We start from the raw sequence: 22,856 nt of genomic DNA on the forward strand, positions 1-22,856 counted from the left end.
AGGCGGGTCGCGAGCAGATGGGGGCGGCCGTCACAATTCCGCCTCCTGGCAGCGGCGCCGGGACCTGGGGGCGTGGGATGGCCGAGCCGGCGCAGCGCAATGCCATCGAGATGATGAACGTCCACAAGTCCTTCGGCGCCCAGCACGTGCTGCGGGGCGTGGACCTGGTGGTGCCCACGGGCACCACGTGCGTGCTGCTGGGCGTGTCGGGCTCCGGGAAGACGGTGCTGATGAAGCACCTGGACGGCCTGCTGCGCCCGGACCGCGGCACGGTGCGCGTGGACGGCGAGGAGCTGGCCTGGTTGGATGCCGCGGGGCTCGAGCGCGTGCGCCGCAAGATGGGCATCCTCTTTCAGGGCGGCGCGCTCTTCGACTCGCTCACCGTCGAGGACAACGTCGCCTTCCCGCTGCGCGAGCGGCTCCATCTGGTGGAGAGCGAGGTGCGTGAGCGCGTGCAGCGCGTGCTGGCGTTGGTGGGCCTGGAGGACGCGGCGAAGCAGCGCCCGGGCGAGCTCTCCGGCGGCATGCTCAAGCGCGCCGCCTTTGCTCGCGCCGTGGTGCTGGAGCCGAAAATCCTTCTCTATGACGACCCCACCGCGGGGTTGGACCCGCTGAGGACCCAGTCCGTGGTGGACGTCATCCTCACCGGCAAGCACCGGCTCCATGCCTCGGCGCTCGTCATCACCCCGGACGTGGCCACCGCCTTCCAGGTGGGTGACAGCCTGGCGCTGCTCCATGAAGGACGCATCATCGAACACGCCCCGCCCGAGGCCTTCCGCCAGTCCCAACACCCGGCCGTCCAGGCCTTCCTCCATGACTGGCTGTCGCGCCGTGCGCGCGCTTCCGGCCACACGTCACCGCCGCTGCATTGAGCGCGAGGCTGTTCACCTGGGGACACTCATCCCGTCCCCTCGCTGGATGGCGCTGAACCTGTAAGTCAAGCATGTTAAGAAATCCCGGTGCGTGGTCGCGCCGGGAGGCCCGTCCGAAGGACCCACGCATCCGGGGGGATGCCACATGCCCAATCTGCTCGACATGCCTCGCCAGGCATTGATGGACCTGCGTTCACGGCTCAGCCATTCGACGCTCGTGTCCCAGCTACCGCGCAACGTCGTGCCGGACAGTCTGTCCCTGTCCAGTCCGGCGCCTCAGGACTTCGCGCTCGCGGACCCGGAGCGGGTGGAGGCATGGCGGAGAGCGTGCGAGCGGTATGTGCGGCCCGGGCAGGTCGTCATGGATGCATGCACCGGAACGGGCTTGCGGACCTTCCTGGCGGCCAGCCGTCAGCCGAAGAAGCTGTACGCGGTGGATGGCTCGCGGCTGCTGGACACGGCGCAGTGGGTGGCGCGCCGCAACGGGCTGGAGCGCATCGACTTCGTGCGCGCGCAGCCCTGGCAGTACCAGATGCCGGAGAAGGTGGACGTCCTGCTGCATGAGTTGCTGGGCGACGCCCTCTTCGACGCGGGGCTGGTCCCTCGCATCCTGGACCTGCGCAACCGGGTACTGAAGCCCGGAGGCCGCATCCTGCCCAACCGCTTCGAGGTCTTCGTGGAGCCGGTGCAGCTGCGGGACGAGGCGTGCATCCCCTTCATCTGGAGCCAGCGCTTCCCCAGCGTGGACTACAGCTGCCTGCAGACGCTGCGCGAGGCGATGAACCCGTCCTACTTCACGCGCGTCATCCGCTCCTACGAGGTGGACCATCTGTTGTGCGACCCGGAGCCCGCCTTCGCCTTCGACCTGGAGACGATGGTGGCCGACGGCCTGCCGCACCGCGTGCGCTTCTCGCGGCCCGTGGTGGACGAGGGGCGCGTGGACGGCTTCTGCCTCTTCTACAAGGTGGCCTTCGACGCGGAGCTGTCCTTCAACGTGTCGCCGCTGCGAGGGCAGAACTACGCGGGGATGATGCTCTTGCGCGTGGACTCGCGGGAGTTCGAGCGCTTCGAAACGCTGTCCTTCGAGCTGGACATGGTGGAGCACGCCGACGTGCGCACCTGGCGCTGGCAGTTCACCTGAGAGCAGAGTCGCCACCCGCAGTGCTGGCGGGTGGACAGCTCCCGCGGTGGGGAGGGTCCGCGCGAGCGGAGGGCGTGGCTAGCTTGCGTCGAGGCATGTCCTCTTCTCGACTCCTCTCTGTCCTGTTCCTGGCGCTGGGCGCCGCGCTTCCAGCCGCGGCCCAGCCGTCCTCGCCGCAGCGTCCGCGCACGGTGGCCGGCGTGTGCGGCGCCACCAACTGGGCCTGCGTGGCCGAGTGCATCGACGCCGAGTGTGTCGACACCTGCATGCGTCAGGACTGTGAGCAGGCGCTGGAGCGGCTCAAGTCGTGTACCCAGAAGGCGGGCTGCGCGCCGAACGATACCGAATGTGGGCCGAAGGCCTGCCTGCCCATCTGCCAGCGCTCCTTCGAGCCCGCCCCACCCAGCCCCGAGAAGGAAGTCCCGGCGCCGTGCGAGGGCGTGACGGCACCAGGGGCGGCGCCTCCCAAGGCGTTGGTGGGGACCTGGACGCTGGTGGCCGCCAGCCTGCCGGAAGACGAAACCGTGCGGGAGGAGCGCATCGAGGCCAAGCCTCGTTCGGACTACGCGCGCTCGTTGCAGGTGACGCCGTCGGGCTGCTTCGTGCTGCGCACCTCGCTGGAGGCCGCGACGCTGGGACTGGGCAACTCGCTGGTGGTGCGCGCCTGGGGCACGCTGGACGTGTCGGGCAAGGACCGGGTGCGGCTGCGCCCGCGGGACGGCCAGGCGGTGGGCCCGGTGTGTGGCGACAAGCGGGTGATTCCCCTGACGGGACCGAAGCTCAAGTTTCGGGGGAACGCCTATGTCTGGGACCTGGAGGAAGGCGTCCTCACGTTGATGGTGGACGACGAGACGAAGCAGACCTTCCAGTTCGAACGTGCGACCCCGGAGAGCGGAAAGAAGTAGAACGGCCTTCACCGGGAGGTCGTGAGACATGGCGGCGCAGGAGCGGATGTCGAGTGTGGACGCGCTGTGGTTCCACATGGAGGAACCCGCCAACCTGATGATGATTACCGCCGTGCTCTGGTTCGAGGGCCGGCTGGACTTCGAGCGGCTGCAGACGGTGGTGCGGGAGCGGCTGGTGGAGCGCTACCCCCGCTTTCGCCAGCGCGCGGTGGCGGGACTCGTGGGCCTGCCGCAGTGGGAGGAGGTCTCCGAGCTCGACCTGGACTGGCACCTGTCGCGGCTCGACGTGCCCCCGCCGGGGACCGCGCCGCGCTGGAGTCGCTGGTGGGGGAGTGGATGAGCACACCCTGGAGCGCTCCCGGCCGTTGTGGCAGTTCCATGTCATGTCGGCCGCGGACGGGCGCGATGTGCTGCTGGCGCGGCTGCATCACTGTCTCGCGGACGGCATGGCCCTGGCGCGGGTGCTGCTGACGCTCACGGATGGGCCGGAGGCGGAGATGGCCGCCGAGGCGCCCGAGCCCGCGTCGAGGCCTTCAACCGGTGGGCTCGCGAGCTGGGTGCGCGGGGCTCGGGCGGTGGCGGGGACCGCGCGCGCGGTGTGGCGCAAGGGCGCGGAGCTGGCCGCGGAGCCGATTCTCGTGGGCGACCTGCTGGTGCAGGGCGCTCGGGGCGCCGCGGCCATGGGCAAGTTGTTGGTGATTCCGTCGGATCCGCGCACGTCACTGCGGGGGCCGCTGGGGACGCAGAAGCGCGCCGCCTGGTCGGACCCGGTGCCGCTGGAGCGAGTGAAGGCCGTGGGCCGCGCGCTGGGCGGCACGGTGAATGACGTGCTGCTGGCGGCGGTGGCGGGCGCGCTGCGGCGCTACCTGGAGTCGCTGGGGGAGCCACCCGAGGACCTGCACGCGCTGGTGCCGGTGAATCTGCGGCCTCTCGACGTGCCCGTGCCTCGTGAACTGGGCAACCACTTCGGCGTCGTCTTCCTTCGGCTGCCCGTGCAACTGGGCACGCCTCAGCGCCGGTTGCAGGAGCTGGTGCGGCGGATGGAGCGGCTGAAGCGCTCGCCGGAGGCGGTGCTGACCTTCGGCGCGCTGGAGTTGCTGGGGTACACGCCAGCGGCGCTGGAGCGGTGGGTGGTGGATACCTTCGGCTCCAAGGCATCGTTGATTGCCACCAACGTGCCCGGCCCGCGCGCGGCGGTGTCCCTGGCGGGCAGCCGGCTGGAGGGCCTGACGTTCTGGGTTCCCCAGACGGGCCATCTGGGGCTGGGCGTGAGCCTCTTCAGCTACGCGGGGCAGGTGACGGTGGGCGTGGCGGCGGACGCGGGCCGGGTGACCGACCCGCATGCGCTCATCCAGGCCTTCCATGAGGAGCTGGATGCGCTCGCGACCGAGCGTGACTGAGGGCTGACTACAGCAGCCCGTACTCCTCCAGCTTGTTGTAGAGCGTGCGCCGGCTGATACCGAGCAGCCGCGCCGCCAGCGTTCGGTTGTCGCCCGCGCGCTTGAGCGCATCCACCATCGCCTGGCGCTCCATCTCCTTGCGCTGGGACTCCAGGGTTCGGGCGGAGTCCGTGACAGGCACCGTTGGCGTTTCCAGGCCGCTGACGGAAGGTGTCGCGGCAAAGGGGGCGGGGCAGTGCCTGGCTGGCGCGCCAGCTCTTGAAGGACTTCCCGCCCGCCAATCACCTGCGTGTCGGAGAGCACCACCAACCGCTCCAGGAAGTTCTGGAGCTGCCGTACGTTGCCGGGCCACGGCTGAGCCCGCAGCGCCGCGAGCCCGTCGGGCATGAGGGTGAAGGGGGGGCGCCCGTTGGTCTTCGCGTGGACCTCCAGGAAGTGCAGGGCCAACGGCTCGATGTCGTCCGGGCGTTCGCGCAGGGCCGGTATCCACACGGGCACCACGTTGAGGCGGTAGAAGAGGTCCTCGCGGAAGCGGCCTTCCTTCACGCGCTCTTCCAAGGGCTGATGTGTGGCCGCCACGAAGCGGACGTCCACCTTCACCGTCTGCGTGCCGCCCAGCCGCTCCAGCTCGCGCTCCTGGATGACTCGCAGCAGCTTCACCTGGACAGCGGGGGAGATGTCGCCCACCTCGTCGAGGAACAGCGTGCCGCCATGGGCCAGCTCCACGCGCCCGGGCTTGCGCGTGGCGGCGCCCGTGAAGGCGCCCTTCTCGTAGCCGAACAGCTCGCTCTCCAGCAGGGTGTCCGGCAGCGCCGCGCAGTGCAGCTTCACGAAGGGGCCATCCCGCCGGGGACTGGCGTCGTGAACGGCCTTGGCCGCCAGCTCCTTGCCCGTGCCGGACTCGCCGCGCAGCAGCACCGTGGCTGTACCGGCCGCCGCCTTCGCCAGCACGGCCTGCACGTCCGCCATGGCCCGGCTCCGGCCGATGAAGCCTCCCGTGGGCCGCACCTGCTGGCGCGCCTCCTCGCCCTGCGCGCGCAGCAGCGCCTTGCGGACGGTGAAGAGAATCTCCTCCCGGTCGAAGGGCTTGAGCACGAAGTCCGCGGCGCCCGCCTTCATCGCCTCCACCGCCAGCGGCACCGTGCCGTGCGCGGTGAGGAGGATGACGGGTACGTCCGGCCAGCCGCGCGACACCTCCGCGAGCACCTGCAGGCCATCCATGCCCGGCATGCGCACGTCGCTCACCACCACGTCCACCGGCTTGCTCGCCAGCAGCGCCAGGGCTTCCTGCCCGTCGCGCGCCGCATGCGTCGTCAGGCCCGCCTGCGTCAGCAGGGCGCCCAGCACCTTGGCCACGGCGGGGTCGTCGTCGACCAGCAGCACCGTGCCTCTCAATGATTCGTTCAAGCGGCTTCTCCCACGCCTGCGCCGCCCAGGCTCGCGTCCGTGACGGGCAGCCGCATCCGGACCACCGTACCGCGCCCCTCCCGGCTTGTCAGGAGCACCTCGCCACCGTGCGCTTCCACCACGCGCCGGACGAAGGCCAGCCCCAGGCCGCTGCCCGAGGCCTTGGTGGTGAAGAAGTCGTCGAAGGCACGCTCGCGCGTTCGAGCGTCCATGCCCTCGCCGGTGTCCTCCACCTCCAGGGCCACGTCGGCACCGTCACGCAGCGCGCGCACGGTGAGGGTGCCACCTCCGGGCATCGCCTCGCAGGCGTTGCGCACCAGGTTCTCCAGGGCGTTGGCCAGCAGGTCCAGGTCTCCCGCGCAGGGGGCAGGCCAGCGGCCAGCTCCCGGATGATGACGACCTTTCCCGGGCTGGCGAAGGCCTGGAGCGACAGCACGCCCTCCACCAGCCGGCGCAGGTCCACCGGCTTGGGCAGGGGCTCCACGCGCGCCAGCCGCTGATACGTGTCCACCACCCGGTCCAGGCGCTCCACCTGCTCCAGCAGCAGGTCCAGGAACTCGCCGTGTCCGTCCCATGGACGCCCGCGCGCGTGCTCCTCCTTGAGGTACTGCGCGGCGCCCTTCATCGCGGCGATGGGGTTCTTGAGGTCGTGCGCCATCTGCGCGGAGAAGCGGCCCAGCGTGGCCAGCCGCTCCAGTCGCTCGCTCCGGCTGACGTAGGCGGTGACGCCCCGGCGGGTCGCCGCCACCAGGGCGAACGTCACCGCCGTGGTGCAGATGATGAGCGTGCCCGCCTGCGCGACGAAGAGCCGCACCACGGCGAGATAGGCCAGCACCCCCAGCCCCGCGATGCCCGCCGCGTGCAGCGCGAGCCGGGGCGCACCCGGGTCGTCTCCGAAGAGGCCGAAGCGCAGCGCCGCGGTGGCCATCACCGGCAAGCCCAGGAGCGTGCCCACGTGGCCGAGCCGCACCACCTCCAGGCCCAGCTCCGCCGCCAGCTCCGTCATCAGCAGGGCCACCACCAGCGTGAGCCCCCACAGCACCAGGCCCGCGCGGGCGCGCTCGTCCGGGTGTCGCGAGCGCAGCACGTGCAAGCCCAGGAGCGCGAAGCCTCCACCGAGGATGGGAATGGCCAGCGCGGAGACCAGCAGCCCGAAGCGCAGCGTGAGCAGGTGCGCCTCCAGCATGGGCGCGCCCAACGCCACCAGCATGGCGAGCGCCAACACGCCGAAGAGGACATAGGCGCCGTACATGGCCCAGGCGAGGCTTCGTCGCCGTCCCACGAAGGACAGGATGAAGTGCAGCGCGCACGGCACCGTCATCAGGCCCGCGGTGAAGCCCACCAGCCGCCAGCCGTCCTCGTCCGCGCGCACCAGCGCGAAGCCGGAGAAGTTCCACGTCGACAGGGCGATGGACAGCAGCGACAGCGGCAGCGCCAACGGACTCTTGCCCACGCGCACCAGGGCCGGCCCGCCAAGGCGAGCTGGCCCGCGCAGGCCAGGAGGCTGATCCACATCCCACCCGTCATGGGGCGCTCCGGTGCAGGGGACTAGAGCATGCCCAGCCGGCGCGCGTTGGCCGGCTCCACCGCCGCGGCCTCCCAGCGGCGCACCGCCTGCTCACGCTCGGCTTCGGGGGCATCCGCGTAGTAGCCCAGCGTGTCGTGCAGCGCGCGGCTCAGCTCCTCGATGGCCGCCAGCCTCACGTCCAACTCGCGGTGGCGCAGCGCGGAGACGAGCCAGTCCGCGCGGCGGCGGCTGCGATTCTCCGCCCACCACGCCGACCACTGACGCGGGTCCAATCCCAGCGTGGCGCGCGTCACTTCCCGCAGCGCCTCCGCCGCGGCCTGGGCGCACATCTCGTCGTCGCCGCCCGTGAGGCGGATGAGGCCCTCAATCGCGTCGCGGTCATGCAGCGTGCCCAGGGCGCGCGCGGCCAGCGAGCGGCGCAGCGGGTCGCGGCTGCTCAGCTCGTGGCGCAGGTCGCGCAGGGCGGCGTCCAGCCGGGGCAGCTGCTTGAGCGCGGCGGCGGCCACGCGCGCGGCGCTGGAGATGTCCGGCTCCAGGTCGAACAGACCTCGCAGCACGCCGTCCACCAGCTCCACGTAGGGGAGGTTGCCGGCGGTGAGCAGCGCGAAGTAGCGCGTGTCCGCGTCCTGGGAGTCCAGCAGCGGCGACACGGCCTGCGCGGCGGGGCGGCCCAGCCGGGACAGCGCGCCGGGGATGGGCCCCAGCTCGTCCGCCTCGGGCAGCTCCACCACGGGCAGCCGGCTCCAGGCCGTGGGGCCGGGGAAGTGCTGGGCAAGCACCCGGGCGCTGGCCTCGGGCGAGCGCGCCAGCTCCGCCATGGCGTTGGCGCGCTGCGCGGCGTCCGGACCGGTGAGGCGGCGCAGCAGCGGCGCGAAGTCCGGCGGCGGGCGCTCCTCTTGTGACTGCGCGCGCGGCGGCAGCGCGGCGGCGCGGCCCATGTTGCCGGTGGCGCCACGGCCGAAGAAGGGGCTCCAGCCCAGGCCGGCGACCACCGCGGGGGCCGGCGCGGGCGCGGTGGCCACGGGCAGGTCCACGTCGATGGTGAGCTCCACCTCGTCCGGCGCGCGCAGCTCCGACACGCGCTGCTTGCGGAAGAGGATGAGCTCCTGGAAGGCCGCCGGCAGGTCCTGACAGAACAGGATGTAGTCGGACAGGCGGCGCTGGCTGATGGGCCGCTGACCACAGTCACCGTAGAGGATGGCCACCAGCCGGCCCTTCACCTCGACCGGGTACAGGAAGACGGTGCGCGGCGTCTGGCGTCCGAACAGCTCCAGGTAGTGCCGCGTGAGCGCGTCCGGAGGCAGCGGACCCGCGTAGCTGCCGCGGGTGACGGCCACCGTGCGGAAGACGCTGCTGGCATCCAGCGGGATGGACACCTGCGTGAGCTGCTCTCCCGCCATGCCCTCGCCGCGAGCCTCCAGGCCCGTGGCGCCGCCCCGCAGCACGGCGAAGGAGGCGACGTAGTCGAAGGTCCTGCGGCCGAAGCGCAGCGCGACGTCGATGAGGCGGTCGCGGTCCTTGGTGGCTTCCTTCAGTGCAGCGCGCGCCTGGGCCAGCGTCCAGTCCGGCACGTCCTGGCTCGCGGGCGGGGCAGAGGGACGGCTCTCCAGCGCGGCGGGCTTGGGGCGGGGCTGCGGCGTGTTCTGCGCGGCGCCGGGGTTGGGGAAGACGAGGAACGCGGGCTCGCTGCGCGGAGCCGCCGCGGGCTTCGGCGGCGGCGCCACCGGCGTGGCGAAATGGAGCGTGGGCGGCGCGGCCGGTTGTGCGGGCGCGGGGGCCACACCTGCGGCGTGCCGCTGGCGCCGGCCTGGGCCGGAGTCCACACCGGGGGCTGTCCCGAAGCAGGGGCTGCCGTGCCGGACTGCGCCGGTGCGCGTGCTCCCGTCGGGGCCGGAGGGGTGGAGGGAGCCGCCGGCTTGGGGGCGGGCGTCGTCGCGGGGGCGCTGGGAGGGAGCGTCGCCGCAGGGGGCTCGCCGGCGTGGGGGGATTCGCGCTGGACGGCGCCGTGCCCGGGGCTGGCGTGAAGGGCAGCACCGGAATCTGCGCGGCCTGCGGGTTGGGACGCTGCGCCGGACGCGCGGGCGCTTCGGCCTGCGGCATGTTCAGTCGCAGCGGTGCCCGGACGAAGGCGGGAGGCCCTGGCGGCGGAAGGGGCTCGGGGCCCGGCGTGAGGGCTTCCGGCGGAGGCGGGGGCGGCCGCTGGGGGCTCGCGGGGGCCTCGGGACGAGGGGTCGCGGCCTGGGGCGCGGCGCTGGTCTCCACGGCGAGGGGCTCTTGCGCGACGGAGCGAGCCAACCGCTCCACCATGTCCGTGGTGAGCGACTCCTCTTCCATGGCCGCGGCGGGCGGCGGTGGCGGCGGGGCCGCCTGGGCTTCCGGATCCAACGCCGCCGCGAGCTTCGCGAAGCGCAGGGCCAGGGGCTGGCGGTAGATGGTGGAGACCCACTCGCGGACGCGCACCTCGGTGGCCACCCAGAGCTCGAGCGGCTTGCCCAGGAGGAAGCCGACCTCGTCGAGCTCCTTCTTGGGCACCGGGTAGCCGCTGGCGACGTGCAGCGTGTTTCCGTCCAGGGACAGGGGGACGACGCACAGTCGCTCGGCGATTTTGGGCGGGATGAAGGAGGCGACTTCGGGATTGGGCTCGAAGTCCATCAGGTTCACCGGCATGAAGCCGGAGACCTCTCCGAGCATCGCGAGCACGTCCGCCTCGCTGGCGATGCCCTGCTCCAACAGCACGGAGTCCACCTGCCCGCCCAGGGTCTGGTGCTGACGCAGCACCTCCCCCGCCCTCTCCTGCGTGAGAAGCATGCGTGAGACGAGGAGCTGGGCGAGACGGGCGGGCATGTAGGACGCGGCATCTTACGGCCGCGGCCGCAAGGCACAATGAGCCGGTGGTTCAGCTCGGTTGAACGACGAAGGTGGACGTCAGCTTGTCATGAAGCGTCTGCCCGCGCCGGTCGAAAAGCGCCATCCAGAAGCCACCAAGGAAGAAGACGAAGGACACGCCGGAAAGCAGGGCGCGCACGATGGCTCGACCCGGTGCCGGGGCAATCCCATGTGTGTCCACCAGCCGAAGCCCCAGGAGCAGCCGCCCGAGCGTCCGGCCATTCCAGAGGAAGGCCGCCACCGCGCAGTATACGAGCGCGAGCACCAGAACGAGGAAAAACCCGGGTAGGAGGATGGTGTGGAAGGCGCGCAGCCAGGCCACGAAGGCATCCAGCCCCGTCAGCCCCGCTTCCGGCGTCTTCAGCCCCGTCACAGACGAGGCCAGGGTGAGGTAGAGCGCCGCCACGCCGGCGATGGCCGCCGTGTCGATGGTGAAGGAGAGCAGCCGCCGCCACAGGGAGGCTGGGCGGGCGCGCACTTCCGTGACGCCCGAGGCGGACGTGACCTGGGCCTTGGACGGGGGCGCCTTGATGGCCTCGGAGCGCGCCACCCCTACGGACACGCCGGGGAGGAGCGGCTCCATGTTCGGCAGGGCCGAAGGGGCCGCGGCCGGGGACTCCATCACCGGGAGACCCGCAGAGGCGGCTTCCGCGTGCTCCATGCGAGGCAGTCCGGAAGTGGACGCGGCGGGAGGCGCCGCCTGCTCCATGCGGGGCAGGCCCGCGGGAGGTGCCGCCTGCTCCATGTGGGGCAGGCCAACGGGCGCAATCGCAGGGGCCGCCAGCTGTGCCGGGGCCTGCGGGCGCGGCGCGGGCGCCACCGGCGGCGTTCCATAGGCCGGCGTCATGGGAGAACCCGTCGCGGGCTGGGGCTGAGCGGCGCGAGGCGCGGCGGCGCCGGCTGAGGCGGGCGCTGCGCGGCGTGAGGCAGTGCGGCTCCCGCATGCGGAGGTGCAGCGCCGGCTGCGCGGACCGAGGTGCGGCCTGCTGGGGCGTGGTGGCACCCGGCTGCGCGGCGTGGGGCAGTGCGGCGCCGGCATGCTGAGGCGCGGCGGCACCGGGCTGCGCGGCGCGGGGGCAGCCTGCTGGGGCGCGGCTACGGGCTGAGCGGGACGAGGCGCGGCGGCACCGGGCTGCGCGGCGCGAGGCGCGGCGACACTCGGCTGAGCGGCTCCGGCCTGCTGAGGCGCGGCGGCACCGGGCTGCGCGGCGCGGGGCGCGGCCTGCTGAGGCGCGGCGGCCCAAGGCGCAGCGGCACCCGGCTGAGCGGCACCGGCCTGCTGGGGCGCGGCACCCGGCTGCGCGGCGCGGAGGGCGGCGGCACCCGGCTGTTGCAGCGGCCGGGGCGTGGCGGCTGGCTGCGCCGCGCGAGGCATTGCGGGGCCCGGCAGCGGCGTGGACAGGGGGCGACGGAAGGGGGCGGCGGCGGCGCATGCTGCGCCAGGTCGGCGAACGCGGGTGTACCCGGGAGCGTCGATAGCTCTTCCTCGCGTTGCTCCGTGCGGCGGTCGATGCGGATGTCGCGATCGAGGAGGCTGGGCACTCCGGGTGAGCGGACAGTGACGGTGTCGCAGGCCGCGCACTCACCCACGGGTGGAAGCATGGCACCGCACTTCAAGCACTTGGACAACGGACTCCTCCCGGCTGGACGACTGCTACATGAAAAGACAGCCATGAGCCGGGGGCAAGAAAAGTGCGAGCCCCCGAGGTCCCTTGCTCGAAGGACCGTCAGGGGCTCATCACCGTGTCATGCGCGTATCCCACGGGGGGACGTCGCGTGGAGAGTCCTTCACTCTCAGGCATGTACCCGTCGCCGTCCGGCTGCGCCCACCAGCAGGAGCACGACGATTGCGCCAATCACCGACATGATGATGCCTGAAGGCCTCAGGTCGAAGAGCCGACCATCACGATGGAACAGCGAACCGACAAGGCCGCCCACGAGCGAACCGACCATGCCGAGCAAGGTCGTTGCGATGAGCCCCATGCTCTGCTTCCCGGGGAGGATGGCGCGGGCGATGAGACCCGCGATGAGGCCGATGACGATGAATGCGATGATCCCCATGAGTGTCTCTCCTGTGTTGAGGGTCCCCCTGAGGTCCCCTACGGCAGAAACGTAGGAATCATCTTCGGACAGTGTGAACCGCCCACTCCGTGCGGTCGGCCGCCCCCCTGCTACCCGAGTTCGCCGTCCAGGTGCATCATCACCGCCAGCGCCGCGAGCGCCGCCGTCTCGGTACGGAGGATGCGCTTGCCCAGGGTGACTGGCCGCGCGCCCAGGGCCATCAAGGCATCCACTTCTTCACGCGCAAGCCCCCCTTCGGGGCCAATCACCAGTGCCACGGCGGTGCCCGCGCCCGCGGCCCGGAACGCTTCGCCCAAGGGCACGGCCGACTCTTCCTCGTCGAGCACGAGCAGCACGGTGCCCGCGGTCAGCGAGCGAGCCGCATCCAGCAGTGGGGCAGGCGTGACCACGCGTGGCACGTCGTTCCTGCGGCACTGCCGCGCGGCCTCCTCGACAATCTTCGTCCACCGGGAGGTGCGCTCCTCCGCGCGCTTGGGTTCGAGCTTCACGACACTTCGCGCCGTGGCCACGGGATGGAAGGCGGTGGCGCCCAGCTCGGTGCCTTTCTGGAGCACCAGCTCCAGCTTGTCGCCCTTGGGCAGGCCTTGAAGGATGCTGACCTCGCGGCGCGGGGGCCACGCGCGCGGTGCCCAACGTCACGCGCACGACATCTGGCGTGACGTGGGCCACGCGGGCCTCGAAGGCCCGGCCCTTCCCGTCGAAGACCTCCAGCGCGTCGCCTTCCTCCAGCCGCAGGACATGCAGGAGGTAGTGACGACGCTCGCCGGTCAGCTCCACTTCGGCGGGAGCGGGCTCGGGCAACGGGGCGAAGAGGCGGACCAAGGCGATTTCTCCAGAGCGCGGGGGGCTGGACTCTGACCCTGGGGGCCACCGACTTCAAGGTGTCAGGTTGGCAGACAGTTGCTCCGTACGCGTCCTGGCGTGCGCAAAAGATGTGCTGACTGCGGAAGCCCAGGGTCCTCGCTGTCCGTGGGGGAGTTGAGGCACGATAGCGGGCAGTGCTCGTCACCATGCGTCGCAGCGACAAAGCCACATCACACTCCAACGAAGATGTGGTGCTGGCAACCAGCTCGCTTCAGGGCGAGCGCCGCGTGGCCATCGTCCGCGTCCTGGTGGTGTTGCTGATGGCGGTCAGCCAGGTCGTCATCGCCTGGGGCGGAGGGGAGACGTACTCGGCACCGGTGGACGGCGTGCGCCTGCAGGCGATGGCCGCGTACGTGCTCTTCTCCGTCGTCGCCATCGCCGTGCTGCTGCTCCAGAAGCCGCACCCGAAGCGGGCCCGGTGGCTGCCCGTGCCCACGACGCTGGCGGACACCAGCTTCTTCTCCTTCATGGCGTGGCACACCTGGCGCATCTCCGGCGTCTTCGATGCCGGCATGTTGTGCGCCAGCCTGGGCATGGTGCTGGCGTTCTCCGTGGTGCGTTACTCGTGGTGGCACGTGCTGTTATCCACGGTGCTGTCCAGCGGCGCCTACGCGCTGCTCGCGTGGATGACGGGGCATGGCTCGGTGGCGCGCATCAGTTTCGTCCTCATCTGCTACGCCGCCTTGGGCGCGCTCATCGCGCTGACGAACTCGGAAGTGGGTGGCATGTTCCTCAATTTGCGGCGCCGCGACGGCCTGTCCCGCTTCCTGCCCCGGCAGGTGGTGGAGCGGGTGATGCAACTGGGGGATGACTCCCTCCAGCCGGTGCAGCGCGACGTCACCATCCTCTTCAGCGACATCCGCGACTTCACCACCCTGAGCGAGACGCTGGACCCGGGGCAGGTGCTGGAGCTGCTGGACGACTATTTCGGGCACATGGCCCACATCGTCATGGCGCGCCACGGCATCGTGAACAAGTTCCTGGGCGACGGGATGCTCGCGTGCTGGGGCGTTCCGGATGCGCGTGAGAACCACGCGGAGCTGGCCATGCGGGCGGCGCTCGACATGCGCGCCAAGCTGGAGGACATCAACGCCCAGCGCGTGCAGCGAGGTCTGCCGCCGCTGCGCATCGGCATCGGGCTGCACACCGGCATGGTGGCGGCGGGCATGCTCGGCGGCGCTGAGCAGCACGAGTACACCGTCATCGGTGACGCGGTGAACCTGGCGTCTCGCGTGGAGGGCCTCACCAAGTCCCACGGCGTGGACATCCTGGTGAGCGAGCGGACGTGGCAGATGAGCGGCGGGCATTTCACGGGCGAGCGCCTGGGCGAAGCGCACGTGAAGGGCCGGCGAGAGTCCGTTGTCGTGTACTCCCTGCACGGCCCGCGCACCCATGAGGACGTAGCGCCCGTGCTCAAGGCCGCGGCGGGCACGTAGCGCCTCGCCGCGGCGTGGGCGCTCAGGCGGGCTGTGACACGCCGGGGGCCGTCGTCACCTCGGCCCGCAGCGTCTGCTTCATGCCCAGCGAGAACAGGGCCACGGTGAGCAGGTACACGGGCTCGATGAAGAAGAGCAGGGGCCCGCCCAGGGACAGGCCATGCGTCTTCTTCTCGAAGACGACGTGCGCGCCGACGACGAGCGCGAAGCGCACGGCCATGACGCCCACCGCCACCGCGGCGGCGGTGCCCACCGGAAACCTCGCGACGACGGCCTCCGCGGCGAGCAGCGTGGGCGCCAGGGGCAGCGCCATCAGCAGCCCCGCAGTCCACTCCAGGGAGACGGCGTAGAGGACCACCGCGAGCAGCAGCACGTGCGCCGCCGTGAGCGCCGCGTCACCCACGGGCAGCCGGACGAAGCTGAGCGGGACGAGCAACGCGAAGATGAACATGTAGGTCCCCACGAAGTGCACGGCGCGGCTGACGCCGTTCTCATGCAGGGGCAACCAGACGCGCAGCTTGTCGGCGAAGCTCGTCATGGCGTGGGACTACGCGCGGACCGGCGTGGTGGCGGCCTGCTGCTGCGGCTTGAGGACGTAGTCCCCCAGGAGCACCGCGACGAAGAAGAGCGGGCCCACCAGCGCGTGCACCAGGTTGGTGAGGAAGGAAGGCGACTTCTTCTCCCACACGCTGTGTCCGGCCAGCTGCACCAGCCACGCGAACGCGGCCATGACCACCACGCTCCACGTGGGCATCAGCCGGCCCACCGGGAAGCACGCGGCCATGAAGAGCACCACGATGATGCCCAGCTTCACGTCGGCGCGCAGGTACCAGACGGCAGCCAGGGCCAACACCACCATGCCCAGCGTCAGCGAGCCGCCGGGAATCGCGGGCACCGCCAGCAGGTGCACCCAGTCCAGCATCGCGACGATGTGGAGCACGATGAGCGGGATGGCGATCTTGTGCGTCAGCCGGTTCGTCGGGTGCTGATGCGAGGAGTAGTACTCGTCGAAGAGGGCGACGACATGGGGCTTGAGCATGCGTCCTCCGGAAGCGAAGGGGTGTGGATGCTCCGCAGCGTAGGGGAAGTGGCGCTGGGTTTCCTGGCCGCGGACGCCAATCTCCTGGCCGAGCACGCCACCCGGGCTCAGCCCGCTTCGGGCCGCTCGCGCCAGACGCGGGGCGTCATGCCCGTCCACCGCTTGAAGGCGCGGTCGAAGGTGCTCAGCTCCGAGTACCCCAGGAGGAAGGCCACCTCGCTGACCCCCAGGTGCGCGTCCCTCAGGTAGTCGAAGGCCAGCTCACGGCGCACTGCGTCGACCTCGTCCTGGAACGACGTGGCGTGCTCGGCGAGCCGGCGCTGGAGGGTGCGGGGGCTGACGTGGAGCTGCCGGGCCACGTCGCCCATCTGCGGCGCCCTCCCGCAGGGAGGCGCGGAGGGCGTCGCGGACCTGTTGCAGGAAGAGGGGCGGGGGGCGCCGCCGGTGGCTCGGCGGCGGGGTGCCAGCGGCGCGCTCCAGGACGGACAGGAGGACGGGGTCCGCGTCCACCACGCGCAGCGCCAGCGTGGCCGCGTCCAGCGTCAGGGCGTTGCGGCCCGCGTCGAACGCCGGGGTGACGCCAAAGTGCTGCTCGAGCGGGCGGAGGTCCGCGGGGGCAGGGTGGGCGAAGGAGACGTGGCGCGGATTCCACGGGTGTTCGGTGAGCTGGCGCCCGACATGGACGAAGAGGGCCAGTCCGAACTCGCTGGCGTGGCGGCCGTAGGCCAGGGGCTCGCCGGGGATGCCGTAGACGAAGGTGCCGCTGCCGTCCGGTGCGTCCTGGAAGGAGGCGCGCCAGGCGGGCTCCAGCAGCGCCATGTACCGGGCCAGCGCGCGGAAGGTGTCGCGGACGGTGGGGGAGGCCCGGGCGATGTACTCCACCAGTCCGTAGTTTCCGCGCGGGACTCGCTGCGCCACGTGCAGGCCGAGGAAGGCGTCTCCGGACAGGGCCTCGGCCGCGTCGAGGAAGGCGTGCAGGGTGGCCAGCGGGAGGGTGACTTCGGGCAGCGCGCTCGCGTTGGCGGGCAGCCCGAAGCGCTCCACCAGCGGGGACGGGTCGTGCCCCGTCGCGCGCAGGTAGGCGAGCATCGGCCCCACGAGCTGGGAGCGGACGTCGGTTGGTGGCCGGGAAGGAGGCTGCATCTCCACGCGGGCGCGACGCTACCGTGTCTCGGGCGCGGGGCCCACCACCCTGGAGCGGCGCTGGACGGTGCGGGCAGGCCTAGAGTGGGGGCATGGACAATCTGGCTCACTCGCTCGTCGGTGCGTGGATGGCGGAGGCGGGGCTGAAGCGCACCACGCCGCTGGCCACCGCGACGCTCGTCATCGGCGCCAACCTGCCGGATGTCGATGGCCTCGTCACCCTGGCGGGCTCGGATGCGTCGCTCTACTGGCGCCGGGGCTGGACGCACGGGGTGCTCGCCCTGGCCCTGTGGCCCTTCGTGCTCACGGGATTGATGCTGCTCTGGGACCGGTGCGTGCGCAGGCGCAGGCATCCGGACCTGCCGCCGGCTCGCTTCGGGCCGTTGCTGTTGCTGTCCACGTTGTCGGTGCTGAGCCACCCCGCACTCGACTGGCTCAACACGTATGGTGTCCGGCTGCTGATGCCCTTTGACGGGACGTGGTTCTACGGCGACGCGCTCTTCATCATCGACCCGTGGGTGTGGCTGCTTGCGGGCGCCGCCGTCATCATGGCGGATGCGCGCACGCGCAGGTCCGCTGCGGGGTGGGTGGTGCTCGGCGTGGCCTCCACCGCGCTCATCATGGTTCCCGCGTTCGTCCCATGGCCCGCGAAGGTGATGTGGGCCGCGGGCGTGGTCGCCATCCTCTGGTTGCGGCTGCGTGGGACCCACGTCCTCTCCGCGCAGCGTGTGGCCCGGGTCTGCGGCGTGGGCCTGTTGCTTTACCTGGGCGCCATCTTCTTGGGCTCGCAGGTGGCCGCGCCGCGTGCCCTGGAATGGCTTCGCTCGCAGAACCTCCCCGTGGAGCGCGCCATCGCGGGACCGCTGCCGGCCAATCCCTTCGTGCGGGACATCATCGCCTTGGGACCGGACCGCTACCACTTCGTCCGAGCCGACTTCCTGGCGGGTGACGCGGGCCGCTTTCGCATCAGTGACGCCAGCGTGCCGCGTGAAGCCCAGCCCGGGCCTGTCATCCAGGCCGCGTTGTCGGCGCCGCAGATTCGAGGGCTGGCGAACTGGCTGCGCTTGCCCACGTATCAGGTGGATGAGCGCGCCGATGGATGGAGCGTCACCATCCGCGACGTCCGTTATTCCCGGATGCAGAGCGGCGGCTTGGGCACGGCGGTGGTGGTGCTGGATGGTGCGCTGCGCCCCGTCCGGGTCGAACGGCCGTAGGGGCATGTCCTTCGCCGCTCGCGATGCCGGGCGGGGCGGTGTCAAGGCAGGCGCCTGCGAGCGATGCCTGGCACCCTAGGGTCGCCGTCCCCGCGCATGCCTCACGGGGACGGCGCCACGCACTTCAGCGCTGCAGGTCGATGCGCACCCATTCGCCCTGGGTGGCGCCGGTCAGCACGGTGAGGCCCAGGTTGCGGTAGGCGGCTTCCACGTCCGCGCGCTGGTGGGAGAGCACACCCGCCAGCACGAGCCGGTCCTTCGTCTTCGCCACAATCAGCGGGGCCAGCTCGATGAGCGTGTTGGCCAGGATGTTGGCGAGCACCAGGTCGAAGGTGCCCTCCACCTGGGTCAGCTCCTTGCCGGAGACCTCGATGTCCGGCGTGCCGTTCTCCGCCTGGTTCTCCTGCGCCAGCTCCACGGAGATGGGGTCGTTGTCGGTGGCCACGGTGCGGCCCGCGCCCAGCTTCTTCGCGGCGATGGCCAGCACGCCCGTGCCGGTGCCCACGTCCAGGACCGAGGCGCCCGGGTGCTCGGCCATGTACGCGTCCACCGCGGCCAGACACAGGGACGTCGTCGGGTGGTCGCCGGTGCCAAAGGCCATCTTCGGCTCAATCACGAGCTGCACGGTGCCCGCGGGTGCGTTCGCCTTGTCCCACGGAGGACCGACCCACAACCTGCCCACATGCACGGACTTGATGAGCGACTTCCACTCGTTGCTCCAGTCCTGCTGGGGCTGCTCATCCAATGTGAGCTTCGCCTCGGGGAAGGACGCGGCCACCTCGTCACGGGCGGACTCGGCCGTGTCGCGCTCGTCGAAGTAGCCGATGATGATGGCCTCGCCAGGGTTCGGTCCGCGCACGCCCGGCATGAGGGGCGCTTCGCGGTCCCGCACTTCGAGGCCCAGCGCGCCCGACTCGTGGAGGAGGTCCTGTACGGCCTCGGACGCTTCCTCGGGCAACTCCACTGTGAGTGACAGATAGGTCTGGGACATGCGGGCCCTTTAATCCCAGCGTGGCTAGCGTGGAAGCGCCGTGAGACGCCTCATTCGCTGGTGGCCCCTGATCTGCCTGACTGCCTGCTCGGGTCCGGACGCGCCGGATGCCGCGGTCTGTCGGGATGTCGTCGTCCGGCTTTGCCGGTCGGCGGTAGCCTGTCCCAGCGTGGCGGTGCAGCTCGACCTGGGGCTGAGCTGCGAGGCCACCCTCCTCCAGCGGACGGGCTGCGAGGGCGACGCCTTTGCCTTCGCAGCTCCCTCGCGGGAGCGCGTCCTGGAGTGCCGCGAGCCTCTGCTGAGCTGGGGCATGTCCACGGACCACCCCCCGACCTGTGCGGACGCGACGCGGTTTCTCACCGAGTGCCCGGACGTCGCGGGCTTCTTCCGGGAGGGCCAACCATGAAGCGTCTGGGGGCGGCGGTGTTGGTGATGGCGGTGGGGTGCGCGCCGCTGGACGTGGAGCGGAGGACGGAGCGCGGGCCGCTCTTGCGGACCTACTCCCAGGAGAAGGCGCTGAACGAGCGCATCCCCTTCGCCACGACGCAGGTGCAGTGGCCCCAGCTCACGCTGGCGTTCTCCTCGTCGGACATCTGCCGCACCGAGCAGCATGGGGAGTACGCGGAGGACATCATCTCCACGCACAGCAACACGGGCGCGGCGGCGGCGGTGAGCACCGGAGGCATTCTCACGGTGCTGGGCGGGACGCTGCTGGTGGGACGCACGCTGTTCTCGGACACGCCGAACCGCTCCGCCATCGATGAGAAGGGCCGTTACGGCGCCTCCAGCCGCGACGTCGCCACGGGGTGGGGCTTGGGGCTGCTCATCGCCGGTGTGCCCGCGGTGGTGGCCGGCATCGTTCAGCTCTCCCGCAGCGGCGAGACGCGGGAGACGCGCAAGGCGGATGAGCTGCTGTCCTTGCGCGAGGTGCCCTGCCAACCCAAGCCCGTGGACGGCGTGGTGGAGCTGGCGGGAGGACCGGACCCGCAGCCTCCGCTCCGGCTCACCCTCAACGGGGCGCTGGTGCTGACGGCGGATGAGATTCGGCGGCTGTCCTTCGTCGGACTGGCGCTGGATGGTACGCCCGTCACGCTGGAAGAAGAGGACCTGGACCGGCTGGAGACCTTCCGTACCTGCGCGACGCTGCTGGCCACGCCGGTGGACCCGGAGGCGCTGGCCGGAGAAGCGCGCTCACACCCGGACCGGCTGCGGATGAAGCGGGAGCTGGCGCGGGGCTGCACGATGCTTCCGGGCGCTCCGGCACAGCCCCTGCTCGAAGCCATCGAAGGCGCCCTCGGGAGCACCGCCCTCTAGGGGGGCGTGTCCTCCCGAGGGACACCGCGTCGCTACGGACCGACGACCGCCAGCGCGCTGCGGTCGAAGTTGATGATTTTGCGCGCCACCTCGCGCACGTCGTCCGCTGTCACCTTGGCGACGTGGTCCGCATAGTGGAGGAAGTTCTCCAGGCCCAGGCCGTAGCAGGTGTCCAGCGCCAGCAGCGCCGCGCGCGAGCCGTTGCGCTGCAGGCCAATCTCGTGCGTGCCAATGAGGTGCTGCTTGGCGCGCGCCAGCTCCTCGGCGGGGATGGGCTCGTCGCGCACGCGCTCCAGCTCCGCGCGGATGCCGGCCAGCGCCGCGTCCACCTTCTCCGGGCTGGTGCCCATGTACGTGGCGAAGTAGCCCGGATCCACGCCTTCGATGGCGAACGAGCTGACGCTGTACGCCATGGAGCGCTTGTCCCGCAGCTCCACGAAGAGCCGCCCGCCCTGGCCGGACAGCACCGTGGAGAGCACCTCCAGCGCGTGCTGCTGCGGGTCGCCCACCCGGATGCCCGGGAAGCCGAGCACCAGGTGCGCCTGGGCCCGGGCCAGCACCTTCTTCGCCTCGCGAGGCCCCTCCAGGGGCGCCTCCAGCGACACCTTCGGCGGCGGGGCCGCCTTGCCGCGCGACGCGCCGAAGTACTCGCGCGCCAGGGCCATCACCTCGTCCACCTTCACGTCGCCCACCACGCTGAGCGTCAGCTGCGACGGGTCCATGTGCGCCGCGTGCCACGCGCGCAGCAGCTCCGGCGTCAGCTTCTCCACGGACGCCTGCTCACCCGTGGTGGGCATCCGGTAGGGGTGCGTGCGGTAGATGGTCTTGCTGAACAGGTCGAAGGCCACGCTGGACGGCTTGTCCTCGCGCGTGAGGATGTCCTGGAGCAGCAGCGTGCGCTCGCGGGCGACCTCGGCCTCCGGGAACGAGGGATTGAGCAGGCAGTCCGCGAAGAGGCGGAAGGCCGGCTCGAAGTGGCGCGACAGGAACTCACCGCGCAGGCCCACCGAGTTGCGCCCACCCTGGCCACCCAGGCTGCCCGCGTACGCGTCGATGAGGTCGGAGACCTCCTCCGCGTCGTGCGTCGGCGTCCCCCGCGTGATGCTGCGGGTGAGCAGCGTGGTGATGCCGTTGTCCTCCGGCGTCTCGTAGCGCAGACCGCCCGCGAAGGCGGCGCGGATGGCGAACAGCGGCACCGCGGGCTCCACGCGCACGACAATCGTCGCGCCCGACGGCAGCTTCTCAGTGATGATGTCGCTGGGGCCAGCGCTCGTGCCCTTCAGGATGCGCACCGGCGAGTCACTCACGGCCACCTTGCGCGGCTTGCGCTCGGGCGGCGCCGCGGCGGGCGCGCGGTCCACGGCATCCAGCACCTCGTGGACCTGCGCCTCCGTCAGCGGCGTGCCCTCCGGCAGCAGGCCGGTGACGACGGCGCGGTCGAAGCGCAGGTAGCGCTCGGCGGCGGCGCGCAGGTGCTCGGGCGTGAGGTTGCGCACGGCCTCGTAGTAGCGGGCCTCCGCCTCCAGGCTGCCCATGCCGGACTGGTAGAAGCCCATCTTCCGGGCCACGCCCTGCACCGTCTCGCGCTGGTACACGGCCTCCGCTTCCACCAGCGCCTTGGCCGTGGCCAGCTCCTCCGCCGTCACCGGCGTGGCGCGCAGCGTGGCCAGCCCTCGCGCCGTCTCCTCCAGCGCCCGGACGGCGTTGGCGGGCTGGAGCGTCAGCGACGCGGAGAAGAGGCCCGGGTCCGTGGGCGTATACGCGAAGGTGTGGATGTCGTTGACCAGGTTGTGGCGGCGCTTCACCTCGCGCACCAGCCGAGACGCGTCCCCCTGGCCGGCAATCATCGCCAGCACGTCCAGCGCGGGCACGTCCTCATGGTCCGCCTGGGGAATCCCGAAGGCCGTGGAGGTAGGCCTCCTTCACCTCGTCCGGGCGCAGCAGGATGCGCCGGCCCGTGGCCACGGGCTCCGGGGCGCGCGCTACCCGGCCCTCATACGGCCGGCCCCAGTCGCCGCCGAAGATGTCGTCCACCCACTCGCGCAGGTCCGCCTCGCGCAAGTCTCCCGCCACCGACAGCACCAGGTTCTTGGGCGTGTAGTGGCGGTGGTAGAACTCCAGCACCTTCTCCCGCGTGAAGCTGCGCACGCTCTCGTCGGTGCCGATGACGGGCAGCCGGTAGGGGTGCACCTGGTAGGCGGTGGAGAAGAGGTCGCGCGAGGCGCGGCGGGACGGCGTGTCCTGACTGCGCTTGATTTCCTCGCACACCACCTCGATTTCGCGCGACAGCTCGTCCGCGTCGAAGGCCGACCGGCGCACCGCATCGCCCAGGATGTCCAGGCCCATCCGGGCGAACTGGCTGGCGATGACGATGTGGTAGACGGTCTGGTCGTAGGAGGTCCAGGCATTGATTTCGCCGCCATGGGACTCCACGTCCCGGGCGACCTCACCGGGGCCGCGCCGCTCGGTGCCCTTGAAGAGCATGTGCTCGTGCAGGTGGGCCAGTCCTGTCCGGCCGCTCGTCGGCGCTCCCGGCCTTGACCCAGACCTGAAAGGCCGCGACCTTGGCGGCGTGCTGCTCCTCGAAGACGACGGTAAGCCCGTTGGGTAGCGCGTAGCGGATGGCCATAGAAA

16 protein-coding genes and 6 pseudogenes are annotated in these 22,856 nt (G+C 71.4%); 9 read left to right on the top strand and 13 right to left on the bottom strand.

Annotation, left to right across the window (positions count from 1 at the left end):
• The first annotated feature begins 77 nt into the window (after positions 1 to 77).
• The 4 genes and pseudogenes from QEG98_RS06360 to QEG98_RS06375 all read left to right on the top strand — a co-directional run bounded on the left by QEG98_RS06360 (position 78) and on the right by QEG98_RS06375 (position 4,318).
• Positions 78 to 872 carry an ABC transporter ATP-binding protein gene (locus QEG98_RS06360; protein ID WP_316566096.1) on the top strand — a complete coding sequence of 265 codons (795 nt, stop codon included), beginning with the start codon at positions 78 to 80 and terminating at the stop codon, positions 870 to 872.
• Between the two features lie 145 nt (positions 873 to 1,017).
• Entirely contained in the window at positions 1,018 to 2,013 is a 996-nt protein-coding gene (locus tag QEG98_RS06365; protein ID WP_140860935.1) for a class I SAM-dependent methyltransferase, read from the top strand.
• Positions 2,014 to 2,033: 20 nt separating this feature from the next.
• Positions 2,034 to 2,918, top strand: a complete 885-nt coding sequence (locus QEG98_RS06370; RefSeq protein WP_316566097.1) for a hypothetical protein — start codon at positions 2,034 to 2,036, stop codon at positions 2,916 to 2,918.
• Between the two features lie 28 nt (positions 2,919 to 2,946).
• Positions 2,947 to 4,318, top strand: a pseudogene (locus QEG98_RS06375) (WS/DGAT/MGAT family O-acyltransferase).
• 7 nt (positions 4,319 to 4,325) lie between these two features.
• On the opposite strand, the pseudogene QEG98_RS41705 reads toward QEG98_RS06375, so the two are convergent.
• From QEG98_RS41705 to QEG98_RS06405, 5 genes and pseudogenes are all read right to left on the bottom strand, one after another.
• Positions 4,326 to 5,725, bottom strand: a pseudogene (locus QEG98_RS41705) (sigma-54-dependent transcriptional regulator).
• Positions 5,722 to 7,252: pseudogene (locus QEG98_RS06390) on the bottom strand (sensor histidine kinase). The pseudogenes QEG98_RS41705 and QEG98_RS06390 overlap by 4 nt, the downstream one beginning before the upstream one ends.
• A 21-nt stretch (positions 7,253 to 7,273) precedes the next feature.
• On the bottom strand, positions 7,274 to 9,034 hold the full coding sequence (locus QEG98_RS06395; protein WP_316568084.1) for a hypothetical protein: 1,761 nt from the start codon (positions 9,032 to 9,034) through the stop codon (positions 7,274 to 7,276).
• A gap of 694 nt (positions 9,035 to 9,728) precedes the next feature.
• Positions 9,729 to 9,944: pseudogene (locus QEG98_RS06400) on the bottom strand (hypothetical protein); the annotation flags it as partial.
• Positions 9,945 to 10,149: 205 nt separating this feature from the next.
• The gene (locus QEG98_RS06405) at positions 10,150 to 10,986 is read right to left on the bottom strand and encodes an RDD family protein (RefSeq protein ID WP_316566099.1); all 837 of its coding nucleotides are present in this window, start codon (positions 10,984 to 10,986) and stop codon (positions 10,150 to 10,152) included.
• A gap of 82 nt (positions 10,987 to 11,068) precedes the next feature.
• On the opposite strand from QEG98_RS06405, the gene QEG98_RS06410 reads away from it, so the two are divergent.
• A complete protein-coding gene (locus tag QEG98_RS06410; protein WP_316566100.1) occupies positions 11,069 to 11,245 on the top strand; it encodes a hypothetical protein in 177 nt (58 codons plus the stop codon).
• Between the two features lie 688 nt (positions 11,246 to 11,933).
• On the opposite strand, the gene QEG98_RS06415 is transcribed toward QEG98_RS06410, so the two are convergent.
• Positions 11,934 to 12,200: a GlsB/YeaQ/YmgE family stress response membrane protein gene (locus QEG98_RS06415; protein ID WP_316566101.1), complete on the bottom strand. Its 267-nt coding sequence runs from the start codon at positions 12,198 to 12,200 to the stop codon at positions 11,934 to 11,936.
• A 110-nt stretch (positions 12,201 to 12,310) separates the two neighbouring features.
• Positions 12,311 to 13,043, bottom strand: a pseudogene (locus QEG98_RS06420) (16S rRNA (uracil(1498)-N(3))-methyltransferase).
• Positions 13,044 to 13,231: 188 nt separating this feature from the next.
• Here QEG98_RS06420 and QEG98_RS06425 point away from each other — a divergent pair.
• On the top strand, positions 13,232 to 14,521 hold the full coding sequence (locus QEG98_RS06425) for an adenylate/guanylate cyclase domain-containing protein (RefSeq protein WP_316566102.1): 1,290 nt from the start codon (positions 13,232 to 13,234) through the stop codon (positions 14,519 to 14,521).
• A 22-nt stretch (positions 14,522 to 14,543) separates the two neighbouring features.
• On the opposite strand, the gene QEG98_RS06430 is transcribed toward QEG98_RS06425, so the two are convergent.
• From QEG98_RS06430 to QEG98_RS06445, 4 genes are all read right to left on the bottom strand, one after another.
• Entirely contained in the window at positions 14,544 to 15,059 is a 516-nt protein-coding gene (locus tag QEG98_RS06430) for a DUF962 domain-containing protein (RefSeq protein ID WP_316566103.1), read from the bottom strand.
• 9 nt (positions 15,060 to 15,068) lie between these two features.
• A complete protein-coding gene (locus QEG98_RS06435) occupies positions 15,069 to 15,560 on the bottom strand; it encodes a DUF962 domain-containing protein (RefSeq protein WP_090486952.1) in 492 nt (163 codons plus the stop codon).
• A 107-nt stretch (positions 15,561 to 15,667) separates the two neighbouring features.
• Positions 15,668 to 15,928: a helix-turn-helix transcriptional regulator gene (locus QEG98_RS06440; protein ID WP_316566104.1), complete on the bottom strand. Its 261-nt coding sequence runs from the start codon at positions 15,926 to 15,928 to the stop codon at positions 15,668 to 15,670.
• Positions 15,822 to 16,703 carry an AraC family transcriptional regulator gene (locus tag QEG98_RS06445; protein WP_316566105.1) on the bottom strand — a complete coding sequence of 294 codons (882 nt, stop codon included), beginning with the start codon at positions 16,701 to 16,703 and terminating at the stop codon, positions 15,822 to 15,824. Before QEG98_RS06445 ends, QEG98_RS06440 begins: the two co-directional genes overlap by 107 nt.
• Positions 16,704 to 16,795: 92 nt before the next feature.
• On the opposite strand from QEG98_RS06445, the gene QEG98_RS06450 reads away from it, so the two are divergent.
• A complete protein-coding gene (locus QEG98_RS06450) occupies positions 16,796 to 17,917 on the top strand; it encodes a metal-dependent hydrolase (protein ID WP_316566106.1) in 1,122 nt (373 codons plus the stop codon).
• A gap of 124 nt (positions 17,918 to 18,041) precedes the next feature.
• Here QEG98_RS06450 and QEG98_RS06455 read toward each other — a convergent pair whose 3' ends face one another.
• The gene (locus tag QEG98_RS06455; protein WP_090484932.1) at positions 18,042 to 18,908 is read right to left on the bottom strand and encodes a 50S ribosomal protein L11 methyltransferase; all 867 of its coding nucleotides are present in this window, start codon (positions 18,906 to 18,908) and stop codon (positions 18,042 to 18,044) included.
• 169 nt (positions 18,909 to 19,077) lie between these two features.
• On the opposite strand from QEG98_RS06455, the gene QEG98_RS06460 reads away from it, so the two are divergent.
• Together QEG98_RS06460 and QEG98_RS06465 are read left to right on the top strand one after the other, a co-directional pair.
• Positions 19,078 to 19,314: a hypothetical protein gene (locus QEG98_RS06460; RefSeq protein ID WP_244171364.1), complete on the top strand. Its 237-nt coding sequence runs from the start codon at positions 19,078 to 19,080 to the stop codon at positions 19,312 to 19,314.
• Positions 19,311 to 20,222: a hypothetical protein gene (locus tag QEG98_RS06465; RefSeq protein ID WP_316566107.1), complete on the top strand. Its 912-nt coding sequence runs from the start codon at positions 19,311 to 19,313 to the stop codon at positions 20,220 to 20,222. The genes QEG98_RS06460 and QEG98_RS06465 overlap by 4 nt, the downstream gene beginning before the upstream one ends.
• A gap of 32 nt (positions 20,223 to 20,254) precedes the next feature.
• Here QEG98_RS06465 and QEG98_RS06470 read toward each other — a convergent pair.
• Positions 20,255 to 22,851 (bottom strand): annotated as a pseudogene (locus tag QEG98_RS06470) (M16 family metallopeptidase).
• Positions 22,852 to 22,856 lie beyond the last annotated feature (5 nt).

The organism is Myxococcus sp. MxC21-1 (assembly GCF_032612255.1).
Taxonomy (GTDB): Bacteria; Myxococcota; Myxococcia; order Myxococcales; family Myxococcaceae; genus Myxococcus; species Myxococcus virescens.

What these genes read in the sequence shown, in the direction of transcription:
- QEG98_RS06360 (WP_316566096.1), top strand. Translation starts at nt 78, where the DNA reads ATGGCCGAGCCGGCGCAGCGCAATGCCATCGAGATGATGAACGTCCAC.
- QEG98_RS06365 (WP_140860935.1), top strand. Translation starts at nt 1,018, where the DNA reads ATGCCCAATCTGCTCGACATGCCTCGCCAGGCATTGATGGACCTGCGT.
- QEG98_RS06405 (WP_316566099.1), bottom strand. Translation starts at nt 10,986, where the DNA reads ATGACGCCGGCCTATGGAACGCCGCCGGTGGCGCCCGCGCCGCGCCCG.
- QEG98_RS06415 (WP_316566101.1), bottom strand. Translation starts at nt 12,200, where the DNA reads ATGGGGATCATCGCATTCATCGTCATCGGCCTCATCGCGGGTCTCATC.
- QEG98_RS06425 (WP_316566102.1), top strand. Translation starts at nt 13,232, where the DNA reads ATGCGTCGCAGCGACAAAGCCACATCACACTCCAACGAAGATGTGGTG.
- QEG98_RS06430 (WP_316566103.1), bottom strand. Translation starts at nt 15,059, where the DNA reads ATGACGAGCTTCGCCGACAAGCTGCGCGTCTGGTTGCCCCTGCATGAG.
- QEG98_RS06435 (WP_090486952.1), bottom strand. Translation starts at nt 15,560, where the DNA reads ATGCTCAAGCCCCATGTCGTCGCCCTCTTCGACGAGTACTACTCCTCG.
- QEG98_RS06440 (WP_316566104.1), bottom strand. Translation starts at nt 15,928, where the DNA reads ATGGGCGACGTGGCCCGGCAGCTCCACGTCAGCCCCCGCACCCTCCAG.
- QEG98_RS06445 (WP_316566105.1), bottom strand. Translation starts at nt 16,703, where the DNA reads ATGCAGCCTCCTTCCCGGCCACCAACCGACGTCCGCTCCCAGCTCGTG.
- QEG98_RS06450 (WP_316566106.1), top strand. Translation starts at nt 16,796, where the DNA reads ATGGACAATCTGGCTCACTCGCTCGTCGGTGCGTGGATGGCGGAGGCG.
- QEG98_RS06455 (WP_090484932.1), bottom strand. Translation starts at nt 18,908, where the DNA reads ATGTCCCAGACCTATCTGTCACTCACAGTGGAGTTGCCCGAGGAAGCG.
- QEG98_RS06465 (WP_316566107.1), top strand. Translation starts at nt 19,311, where the DNA reads ATGAAGCGTCTGGGGGCGGCGGTGTTGGTGATGGCGGTGGGGTGCGCG.